Consider the following 20115-nt stretch of genomic DNA (forward strand, 5'->3'; position numbering starts at 1 on the left):
CCCGACGGAAGCCGCGACAGGACGCACGCCAGGAAGGAGAAGGGCGCAGCAGCTCCAGTACGGCTGGGGCGGAACCGTCCACAACACGATGAGTCAAGTCGATGACCTCCCCGTGATCCACTCGCTGTCCCCCTCCCGCGCCTCTGACTTCGTGCAGTGCCCGTTGCTGTTCCGCTTCCGTGTCATCGACCGGTTGCCGGAACGTCCCAGCCTCGCCGCGCTGCGCGGCACGCTCGTCCACAGTGTCCTGGACCGGTTGTTCTCTCGTCCGGCCGAGGAGCGCACGCAGCAGGTTGCCCTGTCGATGCTGGAACCGGCCTGGGAGGAGCTGCGCGCCAGCGAACCACGCAGCGCCGAGCTGCTGGCTGACGACCAGGAGCTGGCCACCTGGCTGGCGGAGTCCCGTAAGCTGCTCACGCGCTATTTCGGTATGGAACGACCGGAGCAGCTCGAGCCACGCGAGCGCGAGAAGAGGATCGAAGTAACCCTGGAATCGGGACTACGGCTGCGCGGGTATATCGACAGAATGGATGTCGCCCCCACCGGACACATTCGTATCGTTGATTACAAGACGGGAAAGTCGCCTCAGCCCCGTTTCGAGGACAAGGCGAAATTCCAGATCTTCTTCTACGCAGTCATGCTGTGGCGGGAACTCGGCGAGGTCCCCACCCGGCTCCAGCTCATGTACCTCGGGGACGGAAAGGTCCGTTGGTACGAGCCAACGGAGGAGGAACTCCGCAACGCCGAGTCCGAGATACTCGACATCTGGACCGATATCGAGAGGACGGCGCGCTCGGGCGCGTGGGAGCCCAAACCCAGCAAGCTATGCGGATGGTGCGACCACCAGGAGATCTGTCCGGCGTTCGGAGGAACTCCTCCCTCCCTTCCCGAAACATGAGCCCCGGGCCCTACTCCCCGGGCCGCTACCGCGAAGCAGCCCCGTTCGGGCCGCCCTTCCCAGAGTCACGATCGGAAACGACCGCCCCATGCCCATCCGTGTGTTGCTTGTCGACGACCAACCGCTGGTACGCACCGGTTTCGGTCTCATCCTGGAACCCGACCCCGAGATCACCGTGGTCGGGGAGGCCAGTGACGGGCGCGAGGCCGTGACCGACACGCGGCGGTTGCTGCCCGACGTGGTGCTTATGGACATCCGGATGCCGGGCAGGGACGGCATCGACGCCACCCGGGAGATCGTGTCCTGGGCACGCACCGCCGAGCAACAGGTCCGGGTCCTCGTTCTCACCACCTTCGACCTGGACGAATACGTGGTGGAAGCGCTCCGGGCCGGAGCGAGCGGCTTCCTGCTGAAGGACGTTCCCCCCAACGAACTCACCAGCGCGATCCGCACCGTCTCCGAAGGGGCAGCGATCGTCGCTCCCACCGTCACCCGCCAGCTGCTGGACCGCTTCGCCGACAGGCTCCCCTCCCTGCGCGGCCCAAAGGGGCAACTGGGCCAGCTGACAGAGCGGGAACGCGGGGTACTGGAACTTCTCGCGCGCGGGCTCTCCAACGTGGAGATCGCTGAGCACCTCGTCGTCAGCGAGACGACGGTCAAAACCCACGTGGGCAACATCCTGACCAAACTCGGCCTGCGGGACCGGGTGCACGCTGTCGTACACGCCTATGAGACAGGTCTCGTCACACCCGGAGGGAACGGGGCGTAACCTCACTGGTAACGGACCCAAAGGGCTACCCGTGTCATGCGGGACGGGGGGACCGCCCGGATACGGAACCCGTCGAGGGCGGCTGTCTGACCCGGCTGTGCCACCACGCTCGGCGTGCTCATCAGCCTTCCCATCCCGAGCTGCCACGATTGTCCGTGAGGTACTCGACAGACAACGCACGGGCAACGGCCAACCCGGTGCCCGCCCTCCGCGTCCGCTCAGGGCTCTACCGCCACGAAGACGTATCCTCACCGGCTGACCGTCTTGAGGAGGTTGGGGAAACCGACCATGGCCCAGAATCCGCACCGGCCGAACCCGCAGAACGAGGACAACCTGCTCACTCGGTTGCGGGATTGGCGCGCATCCCACGAACCCGAGTTACACGGCAGCTCGCTCGACGACGAGGTGGCGGAACTTCCCGATCCGCGGGTCATCGACCTCATCCTCCGCGTGGGAGAACTACTGCTGGCCAGTGGCGAGAGCACCGAAGCGGTCAGCGAAGCCATGCTGAGCCTGTCAGTGGCCTACGAACTGCCACGTTCCGAGGTGTCCGTCACGTTCACCGCCATCACGCTCTCCGCCCATCCGGGGGGTGAGCACGCTCCCGTGACCGGCGAACGGGTGGTGCGGCGACGCACACTCGATTACTTCCGCGTGTACGAGCTGCACAAGCTCGTACAGGAGGCAGCGCTCGGTCTGCTCGAGCTGGAGGACGCGATAGCGCGCCTGCGTGCCATCAAACGTGCCAGGCCGCCCTATCCCAACTGGCTCATCGTCATGTGCTTCGGCCTGATCGCGTCCAGCGCCAGTCTGATGTTCGGTGGTGGCTTCATCGTCGCGGGGGTCGCGTTCGTCGCAACCGTGCTGGGTGACCGCGCCTCCGCCTACCTCGCCAAGCGCGGGCTCGCTGAGTTCTACCAGATGACAGCAGCCACGATCATCGCTTCGTGCATCGGGGTGGCACTGCTGTGGGCCAGTGAGGCCCTGGGGCTGGGACTGAACGCCGGCGCTGTGATCACCGGTAACATCATGGCACTGCTACCGGGACGCGCCCTTGTCGCCAGTCTGCAGGACGGGATCAGCGGGTCCTACGTCTCCTCGGTCGCACGGTTACTGGAAGTGTTCTTCACGCTGGGCGCGATCGTCTCCGGCGTCGGTGCCGTCGCCTACGCCGCGGTGAAGATCGGCGTCCCCATGGACCTCGACAACCTTCCCATGGCCGGCACCTCGATCGACGCCGCGGTGATTGCCGGTGCGGCGGGGATCGCCGTGACCTTCGCCGTCTCTCTCGCCGTGCCGCCCCGCATGCTCCCTGCCATCGGCGGTATGGGAATCGTGATCTGGGTGGTGTACGCCGGCGTACGGACGCTGCTGGACGCTCCCATCATCATCGGGACCGCGGCTGGTGCCATCACCGTCGGAATAGCCGGACACTGGCTGGCCCGCAGCACCCATCGCCCGGTTCTTCCCTACGTCATCCCCGGCATCGCCCCGCTCCTGCCGGGCAGTATCCTTTACCGCGGACTGTTGGAGGTGACCCTGGACCAGACCGTGGTCGGACTCGTCAGCCTGGCCAGTGCGGTCGCTGTCGGTCTCGCGCTCGGTGCCGGCGTCAGCCTCGGCGGGGAGTTCGTCCGCGCCTTCCACCGGGGTGGTCTTGCGGGAGCCGGCCGCCGGGCCCGCCCCGCGGCCCGCAGAACCCGTGGCGGACAGTGAGGGACCACCCGAGATGCCAGAAGAACCAGAAGAAACGTCGCACGGTGAGCAGGACGCCCGGCTACGCCCGTTCCCCAGCGACCCGGACGAGGCGCGCTCTCTCCAGGAGTCCCTGGCGCACCGTGTCCGTGTCACCGCTGTGGACCCGGACAGCGTCTCCCTCGTCGCCGGCACGGATGTGACGTACTCCCCCGACGACCAGCGACTGGTCGCTGCGGTCGTGGTGCTGTCCAGGCGCACGCTGGAGGTCGTCGACCACGCGACGACCGTCGCCGAACCGCGGTTCCCGTACGTTCCCGGTCTGTTCGCGTTCCGGGAGGCTCCTCCGCTCATGGAGACCATCGGGAAACTGCGCACCTCCCCCGACGTCGTTCTCTGCGACGGTGCCGGCAGGGCTCATCCGCGCCGGTTCGGTCTGGCGTGCCACATGGGGTGGTCGCTTGGCCGTCCCACGATCGGTTGCGCGAAATCCCTGCTGGTCGGTGCCGCGGAACCGCTGGCGGAAGAGCGGGGATCGTGGAGCGACCTGGTCGCGGAAGGGGACGTCGTGGGGCGTGCGCTACGCACCCGGACCGGGGTCCGCCCCGTTTACATCTCGGTTGGTCACGATGCGGACCTGGCAGGATCCACCCGGCTGGTCCTGGACCTCAGCCCCCGGTACCGGATACCGGAGCCGATCCGGGCGGCGGACCAACTCTCCCGGGAGATACTGCGCGGGGACGGGGACCGTTCCGGCAACGTGTAACAGCGCCCCGGTGCCCCGGGACGGTTCCGGAAGCCGGGCGTCGCCTCCCCGCGGTGCACCGCAGCGGGCCGGTTCGTGCCAGCACCGGCAGCGCCTGTCGACGGCCCCGGCGGGAACGGAGAGGGCGGGGACGAGCGTGACCGGCCAGACGGTTCCGCGTCCTTTTTCCGGCAACGACACACGAAGTGTGTCTCATGCCACTAGAGTGCGGGCAACAGGTACCCGTTCTAGCTGAACCGGAGGCACAATGTCGTGCCCACACTCCCCGCAGTGCCCGGATGTCAACAGTCCCGAGCGAGAGGCGGCCCGGGTCGTAGCCAGCCATGCGGAACAGGGCTGGAGCCTGCTGTGCAACGGTGTCGTGCTGTTCGACGACACGGGGGAACTGTTGCCCGACGGCAACACGGTCGCGCCGCACCGCCCCACGGACAGGTCCGCCTCCACCCGGTCCGACGCGGACCTGTCCGCTCACTCCGTGTAACGAAGCATCCACGTGACCGCGCCCTGGGCGATGTCGTCCGGGGCCTTGGCCAGCTCGTGGCGCTCTCCCGGGCGCACGTCCAACGTTGTCGCGTCGCTGGGGTCCGGTACCCCGAACGGGTCACGGTCACCGTTCACCACCAGCGTGGGGACTCCCGTGGAGCGGAGTTCGGCTACGCGTGAGTGCTCCGGACGCCGGGGAGGGCGCAAGGGGAAGGCGAGCGCCACTACCGCCTGCGCTCCGAGAGAGCGGGCTGTACGGCAGGCCACCCGTGCGCCGTTGCTCCGTCCGCACACGACCAGAGGTAACTGGCCGGGTTCCGTACGGGCGCGGACGTGACGCACGACCGCGCACCAGGCCTCGTCCTGGGCGCTGCTTTTTCCGGGCGCCTTCCGGCCGGCGACGCGGTAGGGCTGGGTCACCCGCGCCACCACCAGTCCGGCCGCACGGGCGGCCTCGCACAGCGCCAACAGGTCGGGGGCGTCCACTCCCCCTCCCGCTCCGTGCGTGAGGACCAGCAAACCACGCGGCCGGGTGGACGGCGCGGCGATATCGAACCGGGCGGGACCGTGGGGCGTATCTATGTCCATGTGCCCCGACGTTAGCCCGTGCCACCGGGCCTCGAGTGAGATCCCACCGGAACGGTCCCGCAGCACACCTAGGTCGCGTCCGGCCATCCGGGCGGAAGCACGTCGGTACCACCCGCCACCGCACGACGTAGGCGCTCCCGGAAGTCGTCGTGCAGCGCCCTCCCCCACACGTAGGAGCTCGGCACCCGTACGGCCTCCTCCGCAACCTGGCGCAGTTCGGCGGCCCGCTCCTCCCCCGCGGCGACTGGCCCCGCGATTCGCGTGTACATCTGGTCGAGCGCGAGAAACAGCTCTCCGGCGAGCATGGCGGAAGTGCCCTCGCTCGCGGCGGCCTCCACATAGGGGTCCCACCACGCGGTCACCTCGTGTGTCTCCTCGGCCTGTGCCTCCTCGGGTGGGGAGGCGTCGAGCGCGAGGAAACCACGTCGCAGCCGGGAGCGCACCTCCTCCGCGGTGGCGGAGTCGCCGTGTGCCATGCCGTACTCCCACACACGCTGGGACTCCTCCGGGTCTCCGCGCACCTCGAGCAGGCGGGCCAGCAGCTCCACGGCCGCACCGGTCGTCTCGGGGGGCGCTGTGGTGCCTCCCTCCGGCCCCGGTTCGGTCTCGGCCGTTACGGCACCGAACTCCCCGATGGCGCGCTCCATGTACACGGCCCCCAGCAACAGCCGCAGCCCCGGGTGCTCGCCCGCTTCCAACCCCGTGCGGATCGCTGCTTCCGCCCCGTCCACCTCTCCCCGGTCGAGCAGACGCCCGGCGTAGTCGTGGGCGGCCTCCGCCACGAGCCGTGTGGGGGGTTCCGCCAGCGCCCTGCTCCAGTACTCCCGCGCCTCCGCAGGGTCGCCGCGTTCCTCGGAGATGCGGGCGAGCCCGTGGTGGGCAGCCGGAACATAGCGGTCATTGCCCAGTGCGAGGAGTTCCTGCCATGCCTCGCTGGCTTCCTCCCCGGCTCCGTCGGCCTCGTGGGAGAGGGCCAGGTGGTAGGCGGCGCGAGCGGCGAACTCGGGGTCCCCCGTTTCGATGGCCATCCGGTCCGCTCCACGGGCGGCACGCACGTCACCCAGGTCGTGTCGCACCACGGCGAGGCCGAGAGCTGCCCGAGGGCGGTACGTGGGGCTCCCCTGGTCGAGAACCTGCTCGTACACGTACGCAGCGCGTTTCAGGTGGCCGTTCTCCGCAAGGTCGCGAGCCTGCTCGCACAGGTTCGCGAGTTCCGCCTCGTTCGCCGTGCTGGGGTCAGGGTTCCCGGAGGCCGCGGTCATAGAGTCACTCTCCACTTTGGCTGGTAATGCAGCAGTGCCGTTGGTGGTGGAAGAGTAACGTCTGTGGGACGGAAGGTTAGTGGCCGTGCGCGGGATGGTTTCGTAATTGGTTGAAGAAAAGCTCCACCTTTACGGTGTAGATTCACCTCGGTGGCAGTATGCCGCAGGTACCACGTCACGGCCACGGACCGGAACGTCTTCCGGCATCCCGCAGGGGGCAGGCCCGGACCGCACCGGCCTGCACGGAACCGGGTGGTGTCAGCGACCCGGCGGGTCGCTGACACCACCCGAACACTCCTACGGGAGGGACCTATCCCTCGAAGGCCTCCGGCGGGGGGCAAGCGCAGACCAGGTTGCGGTCCCCGTAGGCCTGGTCGATCCTTCCCACGGGAGACCAGTACTTGTTGAACCGCAAACTCGCTACCGGATACCCCCCCTCGCTACGGGGGTAGTCGTGTTTCCAGTCGTCAGCGGTTAGGGCCTCGGCCGTGTGCGGAGCGTTCTTGAGCGGGTTGTCCTCAGCGTCGTAGCTCCCGTCAGCGACGCGGTCGATCTCGGCGCGGATGGCGACCATCGCGTCGATGAACCGGTCCAGCTCAGCCAGGTCCTCGCTCTCGGTGGGTTCCACCATGAGCGTCCCGGCCACGGGGAAGGACATCGTCGGGGCGTGGATCCCGAAGTCGATCAGCCGCTTCGCGACGTCCTCGTTGGTTATGCCGGTCCTCTTCGCCAGGTCGCGGATGTCGATGATGCACTCGTGAGCCACCAGCCCACCCGAACCGGTGTACAGGACCGGGTAGTAGGGCTCCAGCCGCTTCGCGACGTAGTTGGCGGAGAGCACCGCCGTCTCCGTCGCGGAACGCAGTCCTTCCGCCCCCATCATTCGCATGTACGCCCAAGAGATCGGCAGGATCCCCGCCGAGCCGAAGGGAGCGGAGGAGACCGGACCGACCCCCGTGTAGGGTCCGGCTTCCGGCTGCCCCGGGTGGTTGGGAAGGTAGCCGGCCAGGTGCGCCCGGACCCCGACCGGCCCCACTCCGGGACCACCGCCGCCGTGCGGGATGCAGAAGGTCTTGTGCAGGTTCAGGTGGCTGACGTCGGCACCGAACTCCCCGGGCTTCGCCCAACCGAGCAGCGCGTTGAGGTTGGCACCGTCCACGTACACCTGGCCCCCGGCCTCATGCACCAGACGGCACACATCGGTGATCGTGTCCTCGTACACGCCGTGGGTGGAGGGGTAGGTCACCATGATCGCGGCCAGGTCGTCACTGTGCTTGTCCAGCTTGGCGCGCAGGTCCGCCAGGTCGATGTTCCCGTTCTCGTCGCAGGACACGACACTGACCCGCATCCCCGCCATGATCGCGCTGGCCGCGTTCGTACCGTGTGCCGAGCTCGGGATGAGGCACACGTCCCGCTGTTCCTGCCCGCGGCCACGGTGGTAGCCGCGGATCGCCAGCAGCCCGGAGAGCTCTCCCTGGGACCCGGCGTTGGGCTGCAACGACACCGCGTCATAACCGGTGACCTCCGCCAGCCACTTCTCCAGGTCACGCACGAGCGATACCATCCCCGACGCCTGTTCCAACGGCGCGAACGGGTGGAGGTCAGCGAACTGCGGCCACGTTATCGACTCCATCTCGGCCGTGGCGTTGAGCTTCATCGTGCACGATCCCAGCGGAATCATGGTGCGGTCCAACGCCAGGTCCTTGTCGGAGAGCTGACGCATGTAACGCAGCAGTGACGTCTCGCTGCGGTGGGTGTTGAAGACCGGGTGGTCGAGGTAGTCCACGCCGCGGCGGAGCGCCGACGGCAGTGCGTCACGTCCGCTCTCCGAACCCTCGGTGTCCTCCCTGCCCCCGAACGCGGACAGGACCCCGTCCACGTGCTTCTGGGTGGTGACCTCGTCACATGTGATACCGACAGTGCTGTCGTCCACGCGCAGCAGGTTTATGCCCCGCTCCCGCGCGGCCTCCACGACCGCCTGGGCGTCCCCGCGCACCTGCACTCGCAGGGTGTCGAAGAACTCCCGGTGGAGCACCGTGAAGCCGCGAGCACGCAGCTTCGCCGAGATCTGGGCCGTCTGTGCGTGCACTTCCTCCGCGATGGCACGCAGCCCGTCCGGGCCGTGGTACACCGCGTACATGCCGGCCATGACCGCGAGCAGCACCTGGGCTGTGCAGATGTTGCTCGTGGCCTTCTCCCGGCGGATGTGCTGTTCGCGGGTCTGCAGAGCCAGGCGGTAGGCGGGTTTCCCCGCGTTGTCCACGGAGACGCCCACGAGGCGCCCCGGAAGCTGGCGTTGCAGTCCCTCGCGCACAGCCATGTAACCCGCGTGCGGGCCTCCGAAGCCCATCGGAACGCCGAAGCGTTGGGTGGAACCGACCGCGATGTCGGCTCCCAGCTCACCCGGGCTGCGCAGCATGGTCAGCGCGAGGATGTCAGCGGCGACGACCGCCATCGCCCCCTGCTCATGAGCTGCTTCGATAACGGGGCGCGGGTCGCGTACCGCCCCACTGGCCGCCGGGTACTGTGTCAGGACTCCGAAGGCGTCGACCTCGGGAAGACCGTTCGAGAGATCCGCGACGACGATGTCGATTCCCAGCGGCTCAGCTCTCGTACGCAGTACGGACAGCGTCTGCGGGAAGACGTCGGAGTCCACGATGAAAGCCGAGGCCGCGCTCTTCTTCTTGCTCGCGCGCCGGGCCAGGGTCATCGCCTCCGCGGCGGCGGTCGCCTCGTCCAGCAGAGACGCGCCGGAGACGGCAAGGCCCGTCAGGTCACAGACCATGGTCTGGAAGTTCAGCAGAGCTTCGAGCCGCCCCTGGGAGATCTCCGGCTGGTAAGGGGTGTAGGCCGTGTACCAGGCCGGGTTCTCCAGGATGTTGCGTTTGATCACGGGCGGGGTGACCGTGTTGTAGTAGCCCTGCCCGATCATCGTGGTCAGGGCCTGGTTGCGTTCCGCGAGATCGCGGAGCTCGGCCAGAGCGGTGCTCTCGCTCGCCGCGTCGGGGAGACGCAACGGCGCGGGCCCCTTGTTCTCGTTCAGGATATTGTGGGGGACAGCAGCGGTCATGAGAGCTGTTGTCGATTCGTATCCCACAACCTTGAGCATCTCGGCGAGGTCCGCCGGATCCGGACCTATGTGCCGGTCCGCGAACTGTCGCGCCGGAACGCGGTCGGAGGGGTTTTCGTAGGTGGGCTGCTCCGGCATGGAGACCTCCTGGTCGCATAGGCCGACTGTCGGCTGCTCCTGTCTGGTCTCCCCCTCTGTCGCCCACGACCTCTCGGACGTGGCGCAGGCGCTTACCGCCTACCGCTTCAGAGTTGCCTCCTCCACGCGGTCCTTTTGCCTGAGAGGTTACTGGGGAGTATTGCCCCGTCGGCGCCCGCTGAGGGTCTCTCCCACGTGGTATCGACGGCTCGGGTCATTGCTGAAGTTGTCCCTGTACGTCACTCGCCATGGTACTAACACCTACCCGCCACCGGAGTTTCCGGGCAGTCTGTCAGCCATCGGGAGCGCCGCTTCCCTGATCCTGGCTGCGTCCTCCCGGAACCAGCCCGAGAGTACGTGCAGGTGACCTTAACAGGACACCCACACCGCCCCCCGGATACGGGACCCCGCTCAACCGGTCTTGCGATGCCGTCTCCGCCGCGTCAGCTCGTCGTCGTGGGGAGGCTCCGGCGGCCTCGTCCCCGCGAGGCGCTCGCCGGGAAACTCGCGCAGCGAGCTCTCCAGCTCCCGCCACACGTGCCCGAGGGCGATACCGAAGACGGCTTTCCCCTCCCGCATGAGGTCGGCCACGTCCCCCGGAGAGGTGCACTCGTATACGCTGACGCCGTCACTCATCAAGGTGATCTCGGCGAGGTCGGAGGTGCCACGGTGACGGAGGTGCTCGACCGCGGTACGGATCTGCTGCAACGAGATCCCCGTGTCGAGCAGCCGTTTCACCACTTTGAGAATCAGCACATCCCGGAAGCTGTACAGGGCAGCCCCGCATGTGTCCTCGGGCCACACGCTCGGCTCGACGAGACGGGTCCGTGCCCAGTAGTCAAGCTGGCGGTAGGTGATACCGGCAGCCGCGCACGCTGTGGGACCGCGATAGCCGATGTTCATAGGCAGCGCCACCACGTCCTCGTTACACAGTAGGCCCTGCTCCCCGGCTCTCTGCACGGCGAACCGCTCGCTCCCGGAGGCCTGCTGTTCACTGTTCGCAACCGCCACGCCGAACCTCCGGCTTCTTCGCCCACGGCAGCCCGGCAAGGAGACTTTCGACGAGTGCACCGCGGGTTCTCATCGAGAACGAAAGTAAGTCGACGGTGTGGAAAGCGTCAACGGCACGCTCCGGCGCGTTGCGAAACGCTCTCCTCCTAACATGCAGTAGCCATCCGTAGCCACACGCGCACGCAGAACCGCGGTGCCTTCCGTCCGACGGCCGAAGAGAGCGAGGAGCGGCAGAGTCCCGCCACACGCCCCACCCCTCGTACGGCAGTTCACCCTCCAGCTTTCACCACCGGGGGTTTCCGGCCGCGCACGGTCCCGAACGTCTCCGGGGCGGCCCCCACACCGCCCCTCGCCCGACGGAGGGAAGGACAGCTCCCGCGCTGGCCTGACCCGTGTCTCTCAGGTTGTCCGACCGAAATCCTCGGGACTGATCGTGTCCAGGAACTCGCGGAACTTTTCCACTTCGTCCTCTTGCTCGTCAGGTATTGGAACGCCGGCCTCGTCGACAACATCGCTGTGCGCGTAGATCGCCGCGCCGGTACGCAACGCGAGAGCGATGGAGTCCGACGGTCGCGCGCTGATCTCGATCCCGTTGGAGAAAACCAGATCAGCGTAGAAGATACCGTCGCTGAGCGACGTGATGTTCACGGTTTCCAGATGCGCGTCCAGACCCTCGAGAACGTCCCGGAAAAGATCATGAGTGAGCGGCCGTGCCGGAACGACCCCTTGTTGAGCCAAAGCGATCGCAGTGGCTTCGACCGCCCCGATCCAGATCGGAAGATAACGTTCACCATCGAACTCTTTGAGTAACACGATCGGTTGGTTTGAGGGCATCTCGACCCGGACGCCGACAACCTCCATGTACTTCACTTCGGCTCCGTCCCACGACTCGTCGTCCCGGATGGGCACTCGCCAGGGTCCATTCCGTCTGTCTTCACGGTACACCGCCGAAGCCAAAGGCCACAGAGACGGATTCGGGTGTCGTGTGAGCCACACCTGCCGCTTCTACCGCCGACGGCGCCCTCCGGTACAAGGTTCTCCTGCAGTGGAGTACGCAAACCTCCCTGTCCCCTGGGTGTACCCTCCTGCCGGCGGGAGGCTCAGCGCCGTGGTTTGGTCAGCAGAACCAATCGGAACTTGCCGATCTGGACCTCGTCCCCGCCACCAAGTTCCACTTCGTCTATACGCTCCCGGTTGACATAGGTGCCGTTCAAGCTACCGACATCGCGTACGCCGAACCCATCGCCGCGCCGGAAGAACTCGACATGACGCCGGGACACGGTCACATCGTCGAGGAAGATGTCGCTGTTGGGATGACGCCCCACGGTCGTGACGTCGCTGTCCAGCAGGAAACGGCTGCCGGCGTTAGGGCCGCGCTTGACCACCAGCAGCGCTGTCCCGGAGGGAAGGGCGTCAACGTTGGTGGAATCAGGGGCGACGTCGTCACCGGACTCGGTCTCGGCCTCCAGAGCCTGGATCCCCGAGATGGATATGGTGGACGTCGTCTCACCAACGGACTCACGGCGCTCCCCCGATTGGGGGGCTTGCTGCGCGTCACTGCGGAGAGGGGTACCACAGTTGGAGCAGAAACGGGCACCATCCGCAACGGCGTGACCGCACTGCGTGCAGTAAACGCTCGACATAGGTCGGCTCGGCCTCCTACCGCACGGGGCGGTGGTTGATTCGGCTGATAATCATGGCACGTGGTGTTCGGGCGGTGTGCCCGTGACGAAGAACGACCCAGGAGATTCCTGTAGTTCCCGATTCACTTCATAGTCCTCATCCTATGTTGGGCGCGGGAGGCGCAGTGCCGATACAACAGAGGAACCTCCCCTCCCTCCTCTCGGGAAAGGCGCGGCGGCTTCGTCGGGGGAACGGGGATGAGCCGCCCTCCTGCCGGGCCCACCACGGGCATTCCCGCATGCCAGACACCGCAAGCCTTGGCATACGGGGTTACCGAGCGGTTGCACGGAGGGGAATGCCCGTCTCGACACGTGTACGAGTGTATTCGGGACACGGCCGTTCCTGATCGGAAGTTCCCGAGAAATCGGGGCTGTGAGAAAAACGCTCTCCTGCGTTCCCGTGTTCCGCGCCTCCGGGAACCGGTCCCGCGCCCCACCTGTTCCCGCCGAACGGCACCGTAGGAAGCCCTCGGTGCCCCTTCCCCACCCGCTGGCACGAACGTTCCGCACGAGGGTGCGGCCACGGCCGGGGGATCCGCCACCCGACAGGAGCACCGCACCGGGCACCCTCCGGACGCATCGGTCCCGTGGGACGCCGAGGGCAAGACCGCGTGTGTCCCACCGACGGCGCCCCGCCTTTCCCGGCGGAGTCTCCCAACCGACCACACTGTTCCCATCGGGGACACCAACGCAGCGATCGGGCTGTCCTCCCCAACGCTCCCCAGCGGCTCGTCGCCGTCGGTTCCCGCGTACCGGGGCGGATCCTCCGCGACCGTTCGCCTCCCGTGTTCCCACGTGTGGCGCTGGCCAGGAGGACACGGGGAGCCGAGGCATCCGGCCAACACGAGAGCTCCCGGAACGTAGCGCGTGTCGACCGGGTCAGCTCGACCGCGGAGGGGGTGCGTCACTCCTCGGCCTGCTCCACGACCGCTCCCCACTCGTCCAACATGCGCTGTGCGGTGTCAGTGTCGGTTCCCTCCGCCCACACGTGCGTGACCGCCTCGGAGGTGTCGGGTAGCACCAGAGCCCAACTCCCGTCGGGCTCGATGATCCGCACCCCGTCCGTGGTGTCGATCTCACGATCATCCGCGGCCTCGACGACAGCGCGCATGACAGCGCCTTTGGCGGCCCACGGAGTAGGGACGGAACGGCGCAGCAGGTTGGACCGGGGGATACGCCGGTCGATCTGGCTCAGCGACAGCCGGGTACGGGACACCAGTCCCAACAGGCGCACGAACGCCGCTATCCCGTCACTGGTTCGGGAGAACTCCGGCAGCATGAAACCGCCCCTCCCGTCCGCGGCGAAGATGATGTCATCGGCACGGGCTGCCTTGGTGAGTTCGTCGATGGCGGTGGGGGTCCACTGCACACGGACTCCGTACTGGCCAGCCACCTGTTCCGCTACCCGGGTGGATGTCACGGGGAGCGCCACCCGGCCCTCCCCCCGTTCCGCGGCGACAAGGTCCAGCACCACCAACAGGGCACGCTCGTTGTCGATGAGTTCCCCGTTCTCGTCCACGATGGACATGCGCTCCGCCACCGGCTCGAAACGGACGCCGAAGTCCGCTCCGGAGGAGGAAACGAGATCCCCGAGGTGTTGCAGGTCACGCATCTGCTTGGCGAGGGTGTCAGTGGGAGAGTCCTCGTCCAGCCGGTTGTTGAGGGTCAACACGTCGACCCCGAGACGCCCCAACAGTGACGGGAGCACCAGCGCCCCAGTCCCTCCGGCGCAGTCGATGACCACTTTCATCCCCGACTCGCGCACACCGCTCGTGTCGACGCAGCGGAGCAGCTCATAGGCGTAGTTCTCTATTCCGCGGGAGGGCAGGGAGAGCTCGGCTATCTCGCCGGGGAACGCCCTTCGGTACTCCGCCCTGGTGAAGACGCGTTCCAGCTTGCGCTGGGCCGCTGGGGAAAGGTCAGCCCCGCTCTCGTCGAAGAAGACGATGTCCACGGACTGCGGGTCTCCCGGAGAGGTCCGCAGGGCGATGCCTCCTCCGATCCCGCTCTGTGAGGTGTGGAACCGGGCCACCGGGAGCGGAACCACCTCCAGGTCATGGACATCGATCGCACCCGCGGTCAGCGCGCTGATCACCGCGCGTTTCAGTGTGCGCGCCCCACGTGACACGTCACGTGACGTCGTTACCACTGTCCCCTTCTTCAGGGTCGTCGCGAACGCGCTTGCCAGACGCACCGCGAGCTCGGGGGTGATCTCCACGTTGATGAGCCCGGAGACGCCGCGTGGACCGAACAGCGACCGCTGCCCCCGGGACTCCCACACCACGTTCGCGTTGACGACGGCACCGGCCTCGATGGTCTTGAACGGATAGACCTTGATGTCGTTGGCGAGGTAGGCCTCGGACTCGATGACGCATTCCTCGCCGACGACCGTGCCCTCCTCAACGCGGGCCCCCGGCATGACGTCCGTGTTCTTGCCGATCACGCAGCCGCGGAGGTTGGTGCTGGCACCGAGATAGACGTTGCCGTGCACAACGGAGCGGTGCAGGAACGCCTCCGAGCGCACCACGGCGTTGCTGCCCAGAACGGTGAACTCACGCAGCTCCGCCCCGGGTTCGACCTTGGCATAGTCACCGATGTACAGCGGGCCTTTGAGTACTGCCTCCGGGTCGACCTCGGCCCCTTCGGCTACCCACACACCGGGCGACATCTCGAAGCCGTCGATCTCCACGTCGACCTTCCCGGAGAGCACGTCGGCCTGGGCCCTGAGGTAGCTCTCGTGGGTACCCACGTCCTCCCAGTAACCGTCAGTGACATAACCGTAGATGGGGGATCCCGCTTCGAGGAGGGCGGGGAAAACGTCACCGGACCAGTCCACGACCTCGTTCTCCGCCACGTGCTGGAGCACTTCCGGTTCCATGACGTAGATACCCGTGTTCACCGTGTCGGAGAACACCTGGCCCCATGTGGGCTTTTCCAGAAACCGCTGGACCCTCCCCTGGTCGTCGACGATGATGATGCCGAACTCAAGCGGGTTGGCGACCCGTTTGAGCCCAATGGTGACCATGGCCCCGTTCTCCCGGTGGAAACGGACCATATCCGATAGGTCGATGTCGGTGAGCGCGTCCCCGGAAACAACGATGAACGGTTCGCCCGCCAGTTGTTCCTCGGCATTCTTCACGCTTCCTGCAGTACCTAGCGGCACCTCCTCGGCGACGTAGTGCAGATTCATGTCGAACTCTTCCCCGTCACCGAAATAGTTCCGTATCAGAGTGGCGAGGAATTGCACTGTGACGACCGTGTCATGGAATCCGTGCCGGTTGAGGAGCCGTAGCACGTGTTCCATGATCGGCCTGTTCACCACAGGCAGCAGGGGCTTGGGCTGGTTCGCGGTCATCGGACGCAGACGTGTTCCCTCGCCTCCGGCCATTACCACTGCCTTCATCGGAACCACCCTCCGATCCGGCCAACGCGTACTCTCGGGAATTCGGGCATCAGTCGGTCTCCAGAAATCGTGCGGCCTCCGGTGACGGTAGCTGACCTGCCGCTACGCGGCTCCGCCCCGACACAGGGGGCCTTGATGCCATGCAGAAGGAAGGTGCGCCACGAGGTAGTCGGCAACCGTCGGGAAACATTGGTTTCCTTTCCCGCAGAAGGTATCAATGCGGGGATCCGGCTCCCTTTCTGCCGCCGGAGGTTGGACCTGCGTCATCGGAACGCCTCCCCACGGACATGTTGGCTTCGGAACCATGGCGTCCGGAGCCATGGCGTGACTCGTCAACGTTGCCAGCGGTGTTCCACTGTTGCGGTGCGGTACCGTTTCTCACTGCGGAATTTGGGGCGGAGCCCCGACCCTGTCGCACCAGTCGGCTCGCATGCACCGCGTACAGCAGACCGGACCACCAGTAGATAGCCGTTCCCCAGATGGCGAAGGCCCAACCAACGGTTTGCGCAATATCTCCTGCTATACCGGAATAACCAGCGACAAAGAGCAGAGGGAAGGAGTACAGCAAACACAGGGTCGCAGTTTTGCCGGCGAAGTTCACCGGAAGAGCTCCGTACCCGTAATGCCGCAGAAGCGGCAGCCCCAGGGTGAGAAAAGCGTCACGCGCCACCAGGACCGCCATCAGCCACCAGGGGACGATCCCCCGGACCACCAGGCCCAGCAACGCGGCAAAGATGTACAAACGGTCGGCCATGGGATCGAGCAGCTCCCCTATCCTGCTGCTCTGGTTCCATAGGCGTGCGATCTTGCCGTCGAGCCAGTCCGACAGCCCGGCGAACGCCAACAGGCCGAGCGCCCACCAGTCCTCGCGTGGTACCAGGACCAACCACAGGAAGACGGGCACTCCGAGCAGACGGACCACGCTCAGCAGGTTCGGTACCGTCCACACGCGTCGGCCGACCGGTTCCGTACGGATCGCCACCCACCTCCTGTGTATCCAGGTGACGAGCTTACCGCTCAGGATACGTGCGGGAACGCGTCCTGAACCCTCGTTGCGCGGAAGGTGTTCTCACCGGGCGCTGCCCTGGGTGTCCGGTGGCTCCGACAGACCGGCCACCGTCGCGGAACACCCTGCCGAGGACGCCGTACCCCGTCCGCCCCCGGCCGAACCACGCCACCTTCCGGACGGGACCCACCGGCACCGGGGTGTCCGTCCCCGGTCCCGGGTCGCGGTCATCCCGCACCCTGTTCGGGACCGTTGCTCACGCGGTGCCCCAGCGAACGCAGACGGGACTCCCCGGTGGGTTCCTCCAGCAGCGCCGGGAGCTCGACGACACCCTGCCGGGCGAAACACGCCCGGACCTGCTGCGGCACAGGAGTCCCTTCCCGCTCCGGAACCTGGTTGAGCACAACGGGGCCCAGCTGGAAACCCGCTTCCGTGAGCTGCTTCGCGGCACGCCGCGTTTCGGAGAGAACCATCCGCCGCGGGAGTGTGACGAGGCGCACCCACGCGTCGGAACGCAGCCGGCTCGCGGTGCGTTCCAGCCTGTGACGACGCGCGTGCAACCGTTCCAGCAACGGGTCGTCCCCCTCGGACGACGGCCCGACAAGCCCCTCGGCGAACCGCTCCGCGCCAACGGCGCGTTCCCGTTGCCGCGCAAGCCCGTGTACCCACGGGGTGAGCAGCGCCGGCAGGTCCAGCATGCGCAGCAGATGGGCCGTGGGAGCGCTGTCCACGACAAGGCGGTCCCACTTTTCCGGAACCTGGTCCATCGCGTCGATCAGCACGTCGGTCAGGGCGGATTCGGTCATTCCCGGGCTGGAGGCCGCATGGGCAAGGTGACGGCGCACCGCGGGCATGATGTCCCGGGAGACCGCCGCACGGGCGTCCTCCGTGACACTGGCCACCCGTCGCTGCACGGCCGCCTCGGCGTCCGGTTCGACCGCCCACAGGTTGTCGGCCACACGCCTGGGGCGATCGCCGAGCCCCGTCTCCAGCGCGTCTCCGAGGGAGTGCGCCGGATCAGTCGACATCACGAGCGTACGCTCTCCCCCGTCGGCGAGGGTAACGGCGTGGGCGGCAGCGACAGTCGTCTTGCCCACCCCTCCTTTCCCGCCGACGAACACGATGGCGGGGGAAGGCGGTCTCAACAGCACACCCCCGGGTCGCCGAACTCTTCCCTGCCCATGCGCTGGTGCCACTCGTGCAGGTCAGCCACCATGTAGGGAATCACGTCCAGCGTCTCGTAGGCCACTGGGTTGTCCACTCCCAGGGTTTCCAACAGCATGAGGGCACGGAGGGTGTCGTGCTGCGTCCGCGCTTCGCGGCGCAGCACGTGACGCCATCGCGCCTCGAACCACTGCTCGTGGAACTCTGTTACCTGACGCCAGGCGTTGCGCAGGCTCTCCCAGACCGTGGTCACGTCTCTTCCGCCCTGGTGGGGTTCTCGGAGCCGACCGTGTCGTCCTGCTGCTGGCTGCTACGTGCCCCCCAGGCCCGGTACAGGGCGATCGCGGCCTCGACGATCAGCCACATGGCCAACGCGAAGATCACCACGTCCAGCGGGGCCAGGAAGAACATCTGGAGCGGCTCCCCGGAGGAGAGGAAGCCCGTCAGGTTCACGACCAGTGCCCAGGTGGTCATCACCACGAGGAACGCCAGTGGGACCAGGACCGCGACAGGGTTCCGGCTCTTCTTCGTGACCCACACCGCCACCACGGCCAGCGCGAGACCGGCGGTGAGCTGGTTGGTGGTTCCGAAGAGCTGCCAGAGCGTCCCGAACGCGAAATCACCGGGCACGAGAGCCAGAGCGAGGGGAACCGCCGCCGCCACGACCGTGGCGAGGGTAAGGTTGCGCGCCAGGGGCCTGATCCGGACGATGTCGGCGATCTCCTGGACGATGTAGCGCTGCAGCCGCAGACCGGTGTCCATCGTGGTCGCGGCGAAGCTGATAACCACGATGGCGGCGAAGACCGCACCGATACTGGTGGGGACCCCCAGGTTGGAGGCGAACTCGGCGACGCCGTTGACGAAGTTGGCCGTGGAGTTGTCGGACGCCGTGTCGAAGTCGCTGTACACGCTGTTCCAGCCGCCCGATGTCAGGGCGACTCCGGCGGTACAGGCCAGCAGCGAGCACAGCGCCAGGCTTCCCTCGCCCACAGCGCCGAGGTACCCGACGTAGCGGGCGTCGGTTTCCGAGTTGAGCTGCTTGGCCGTGGTTCCGGAGGAGACCAGGCTGTGGAATCCGGACACGGCGCCACAGGCGATGGTGACGAACAGGAGCGGGAACCAGGGTGGGGAGTCCGCGGGAACGTCGTTGACGGCGGGCGCCACGATCGTGTTCATCCCGACCACGACACCGACCAGGATCACCACCAGCGCGAGGAGCATCTGCTGTTGGTTGATGTAGTCCCGCGGCTGCAACAGCAGCCACACCGGAAGCCGGGAGGCGACGAACGCGTAGGCGAAGATCAGCACCACCCACACCGTGTGCGGCGTGACACCGACCGCTTCCGCCACCGGGTCCATAGTGACCGGCATCTGCACGCCCACCGGGATCGAGGCGTAAACGATGAGCAACGCGACGATCGAGGGCAACAGGGCCGCGGTACGCCGACGGTAGACGTACTGTCCCACTCCGATCGCCAGCGGGATCGTCACCAGGACCGGCAGTACCACGGCGGGGTTGCTCACGAACAGGTTGGCGATGACCACGGCGAACACCGCGTTCACCATTGTCAGCAGGAAGTAGATGATCAGCAGGAAAAGGGTGCGTGCCCGTGAGCTGATCACCTCGCTCGCCAGTGTGCCGATGCTCTTGGCCTTGTGCCGGACCGAGACCACGAGCGCACCGAAGTCATGCACCCCTGCGGCGAACACCGTACCGAGCACGATCCACAGCAGCGCCGGTCCCCAACCCCAGAAGACAGCCACCGCAGGCCCCACGATGGGAGCAGCCCCCGCGATCGAGATGAAGTGGTGGCTGAAGACGATGTGGCGGTTCGTGGGGACGAAGTCGATTCCGTCCCTGTAGGCGTGGGCCGGGGTGACGAACTCAGGATCCAGCGCGTAGACGCGCCTGGCCAGATACGCTGAGTAATAACGGTAACCCAGTGCAAATATCGCCAGGACAGCGACCATAACGACGACTGCGGGCATGGGGGTCCTTACTTCCCGTTGCGCTGCTCCGGTTGCTCCGTACTCACTGGGTCAGTCCCTGGTGGGTGGGCGCCTGTCCCACTGCGCGCCGCGCCAGCGCCGCTCGTGGCGAACAGCATCCACCCACCAGGGGCCGGGGGTCGGAGGCAACCGCCCAGGGCTGGTCGGATGATCCGTTAAAGTTGGCCAGA

General features: G+C 66.9%; 16 protein-coding genes and 1 riboswitch. Of the genes, 5 read left to right on the forward strand and 11 right to left on the reverse strand.

The window, feature by feature from the left end:
• Nucleotides 1-88: 88 nt before the first annotated feature.
• From FHX37_RS08400 to FHX37_RS08420, 5 genes are all read left to right on the forward strand, one after another.
• Entirely contained in the window at nucleotides 89-898 is an 810-nt protein-coding gene (locus FHX37_RS08400) for a RecB family exonuclease (protein ID WP_141923372.1), read from the forward strand.
• A gap of 88 nt (nucleotides 899-986) precedes the next feature.
• Nucleotides 987-1667, forward strand: a complete 681-nt coding sequence (locus FHX37_RS08405; RefSeq protein ID WP_141923374.1) for a response regulator — start codon at nucleotides 987-989, stop codon at nucleotides 1665-1667.
• 288 nt (nucleotides 1668-1955) lie between these two features.
• Entirely contained in the window at nucleotides 1956-3383 is a 1428-nt protein-coding gene (locus FHX37_RS08410; RefSeq protein WP_211351778.1) for a threonine/serine exporter family protein, read from the forward strand.
• A gap of 13 nt (nucleotides 3384-3396) precedes the next feature.
• Complete coding sequence (locus FHX37_RS08415) at nucleotides 3397-4128, forward strand: endonuclease V (protein WP_141923376.1); 732 nt, start codon at nucleotides 3397-3399, stop codon at nucleotides 4126-4128.
• Between the two features lie 247 nt (nucleotides 4129-4375).
• Nucleotides 4376-4609, forward strand: a complete 234-nt coding sequence (locus FHX37_RS08420; protein WP_141923378.1) for a DUF5999 family protein — start codon at nucleotides 4376-4378, stop codon at nucleotides 4607-4609.
• On the opposite strand, the gene FHX37_RS08425 is transcribed toward FHX37_RS08420, so the two are convergent.
• From FHX37_RS08425 to FHX37_RS08475, 11 genes are all read right to left on the reverse strand, one after another.
• A complete protein-coding gene (locus FHX37_RS08425; RefSeq protein ID WP_141923380.1) occupies nucleotides 4597-5199 on the reverse strand; it encodes an alpha/beta hydrolase family protein in 603 nt (200 codons plus the stop codon). The genes FHX37_RS08420 and FHX37_RS08425 overlap by 13 nt on opposite strands.
• A 68-nt stretch (nucleotides 5200-5267) precedes the next feature.
• Complete coding sequence (locus tag FHX37_RS08430) at nucleotides 5268-6461, reverse strand: tetratricopeptide repeat protein (RefSeq protein WP_141923382.1); 1194 nt, start codon at nucleotides 6459-6461, stop codon at nucleotides 5268-5270.
• Between the two features lie 310 nt (nucleotides 6462-6771).
• Complete coding sequence (gcvP, locus tag FHX37_RS08435; protein WP_141923384.1) at nucleotides 6772-9669, reverse strand: aminomethyl-transferring glycine dehydrogenase; 2898 nt, start codon at nucleotides 9667-9669, stop codon at nucleotides 6772-6774.
• 117 nt (nucleotides 9670-9786) lie between these two features.
• A riboswitch (glycine riboswitch) is annotated at nucleotides 9787-9873 on the reverse strand.
• Nucleotides 9874-10080: 207 nt separating this feature from the next.
• On the reverse strand, nucleotides 10081-10680 hold the full coding sequence (locus tag FHX37_RS08440; protein ID WP_281288286.1) for a MerR family transcriptional regulator: 600 nt from the start codon (nucleotides 10678-10680) through the stop codon (nucleotides 10081-10083).
• A gap of 399 nt (nucleotides 10681-11079) precedes the next feature.
• Complete coding sequence (locus FHX37_RS08445; RefSeq protein ID WP_141925128.1) at nucleotides 11080-11550, reverse strand: bifunctional nuclease family protein; 471 nt, start codon at nucleotides 11548-11550, stop codon at nucleotides 11080-11082.
• Between the two features lie 230 nt (nucleotides 11551-11780).
• Nucleotides 11781-12323: an FHA domain-containing protein gene (locus FHX37_RS08450; RefSeq protein WP_141923386.1), complete on the reverse strand. Its 543-nt coding sequence runs from the start codon at nucleotides 12321-12323 to the stop codon at nucleotides 11781-11783.
• 943 nt (nucleotides 12324-13266) lie between these two features.
• Nucleotides 13267-15765, reverse strand: a complete 2499-nt coding sequence (locus FHX37_RS08455; RefSeq protein ID WP_141923388.1) for a mannose-1-phosphate guanyltransferase — start codon at nucleotides 15763-15765, stop codon at nucleotides 13267-13269.
• Nucleotides 15766-15979: 214 nt separating this feature from the next.
• A complete protein-coding gene (locus tag FHX37_RS08460; RefSeq protein WP_394344514.1) occupies nucleotides 15980-16741 on the reverse strand; it encodes a CDP-alcohol phosphatidyltransferase family protein in 762 nt (253 codons plus the stop codon).
• A gap of 257 nt (nucleotides 16742-16998) precedes the next feature.
• On the reverse strand, nucleotides 16999-17916 hold the full coding sequence (locus FHX37_RS08465) for an ArsA family ATPase (RefSeq protein WP_246062199.1): 918 nt from the start codon (nucleotides 17914-17916) through the stop codon (nucleotides 16999-17001).
• Complete coding sequence (locus FHX37_RS08470) at nucleotides 17913-18188, reverse strand: cory-CC-star protein (RefSeq protein ID WP_141923390.1); 276 nt, start codon at nucleotides 18186-18188, stop codon at nucleotides 17913-17915. The genes FHX37_RS08465 and FHX37_RS08470 overlap by 4 nt, the downstream gene beginning before the upstream one ends.
• A complete protein-coding gene (locus FHX37_RS08475) occupies nucleotides 18185-19924 on the reverse strand; it encodes a carbon starvation CstA family protein (RefSeq protein ID WP_141923392.1) in 1740 nt (579 codons plus the stop codon). The genes FHX37_RS08470 and FHX37_RS08475 overlap by 4 nt, the downstream gene beginning before the upstream one ends.
• Nucleotides 19925-20115: the final 191 nt, after the last annotated feature.

The sequence above is a fragment of the Haloactinospora alba genome, assembly GCF_006717075.1.
GTDB classification, from domain to species: Bacteria; Actinomycetota; Actinomycetes; order Streptosporangiales; family Streptosporangiaceae; genus Haloactinospora; species Haloactinospora alba.

Excerpts from the sequence above, each read along its gene's own strand:
- FHX37_RS08410 (WP_211351778.1), top strand. The coding sequence starts at position 1,956 with ATGGCCCAGAATCCGCACCGGCCGAACCCGCAGAACGAGGACAACCTG.
- FHX37_RS08425 (WP_141923380.1), bottom strand. The coding sequence starts at position 5,199 with ATGGACATAGATACGCCCCACGGTCCCGCCCGGTTCGATATCGCCGCG.
- FHX37_RS08405 (WP_141923374.1), top strand. The coding sequence starts at position 987 with ATGCCCATCCGTGTGTTGCTTGTCGACGACCAACCGCTGGTACGCACC.
- gcvP (WP_141923384.1), bottom strand. The coding sequence starts at position 9,669 with ATGCCGGAGCAGCCCACCTACGAAAACCCCTCCGACCGCGTTCCGGCG.
- FHX37_RS08455 (WP_141923388.1), bottom strand. The coding sequence starts at position 15,765 with ATGAAGGCAGTGGTAATGGCCGGAGGCGAGGGAACACGTCTGCGTCCG.
- FHX37_RS08415 (WP_141923376.1), top strand. The coding sequence starts at position 3,397 with ATGCCAGAAGAACCAGAAGAAACGTCGCACGGTGAGCAGGACGCCCGG.
- FHX37_RS08450 (WP_141923386.1), bottom strand. The coding sequence starts at position 12,323 with ATGTCGAGCGTTTACTGCACGCAGTGCGGTCACGCCGTTGCGGATGGT.
- FHX37_RS08420 (WP_141923378.1), top strand. The coding sequence starts at position 4,376 with ATGTCGTGCCCACACTCCCCGCAGTGCCCGGATGTCAACAGTCCCGAG.
- FHX37_RS08475 (WP_141923392.1), bottom strand. The coding sequence starts at position 19,924 with ATGCCCGCAGTCGTCGTTATGGTCGCTGTCCTGGCGATATTTGCACTG.
- FHX37_RS08400 (WP_141923372.1), top strand. The coding sequence starts at position 89 with ATGAGTCAAGTCGATGACCTCCCCGTGATCCACTCGCTGTCCCCCTCC.
- FHX37_RS08430 (WP_141923382.1), bottom strand. The coding sequence starts at position 6,461 with ATGACCGCGGCCTCCGGGAACCCTGACCCCAGCACGGCGAACGAGGCG.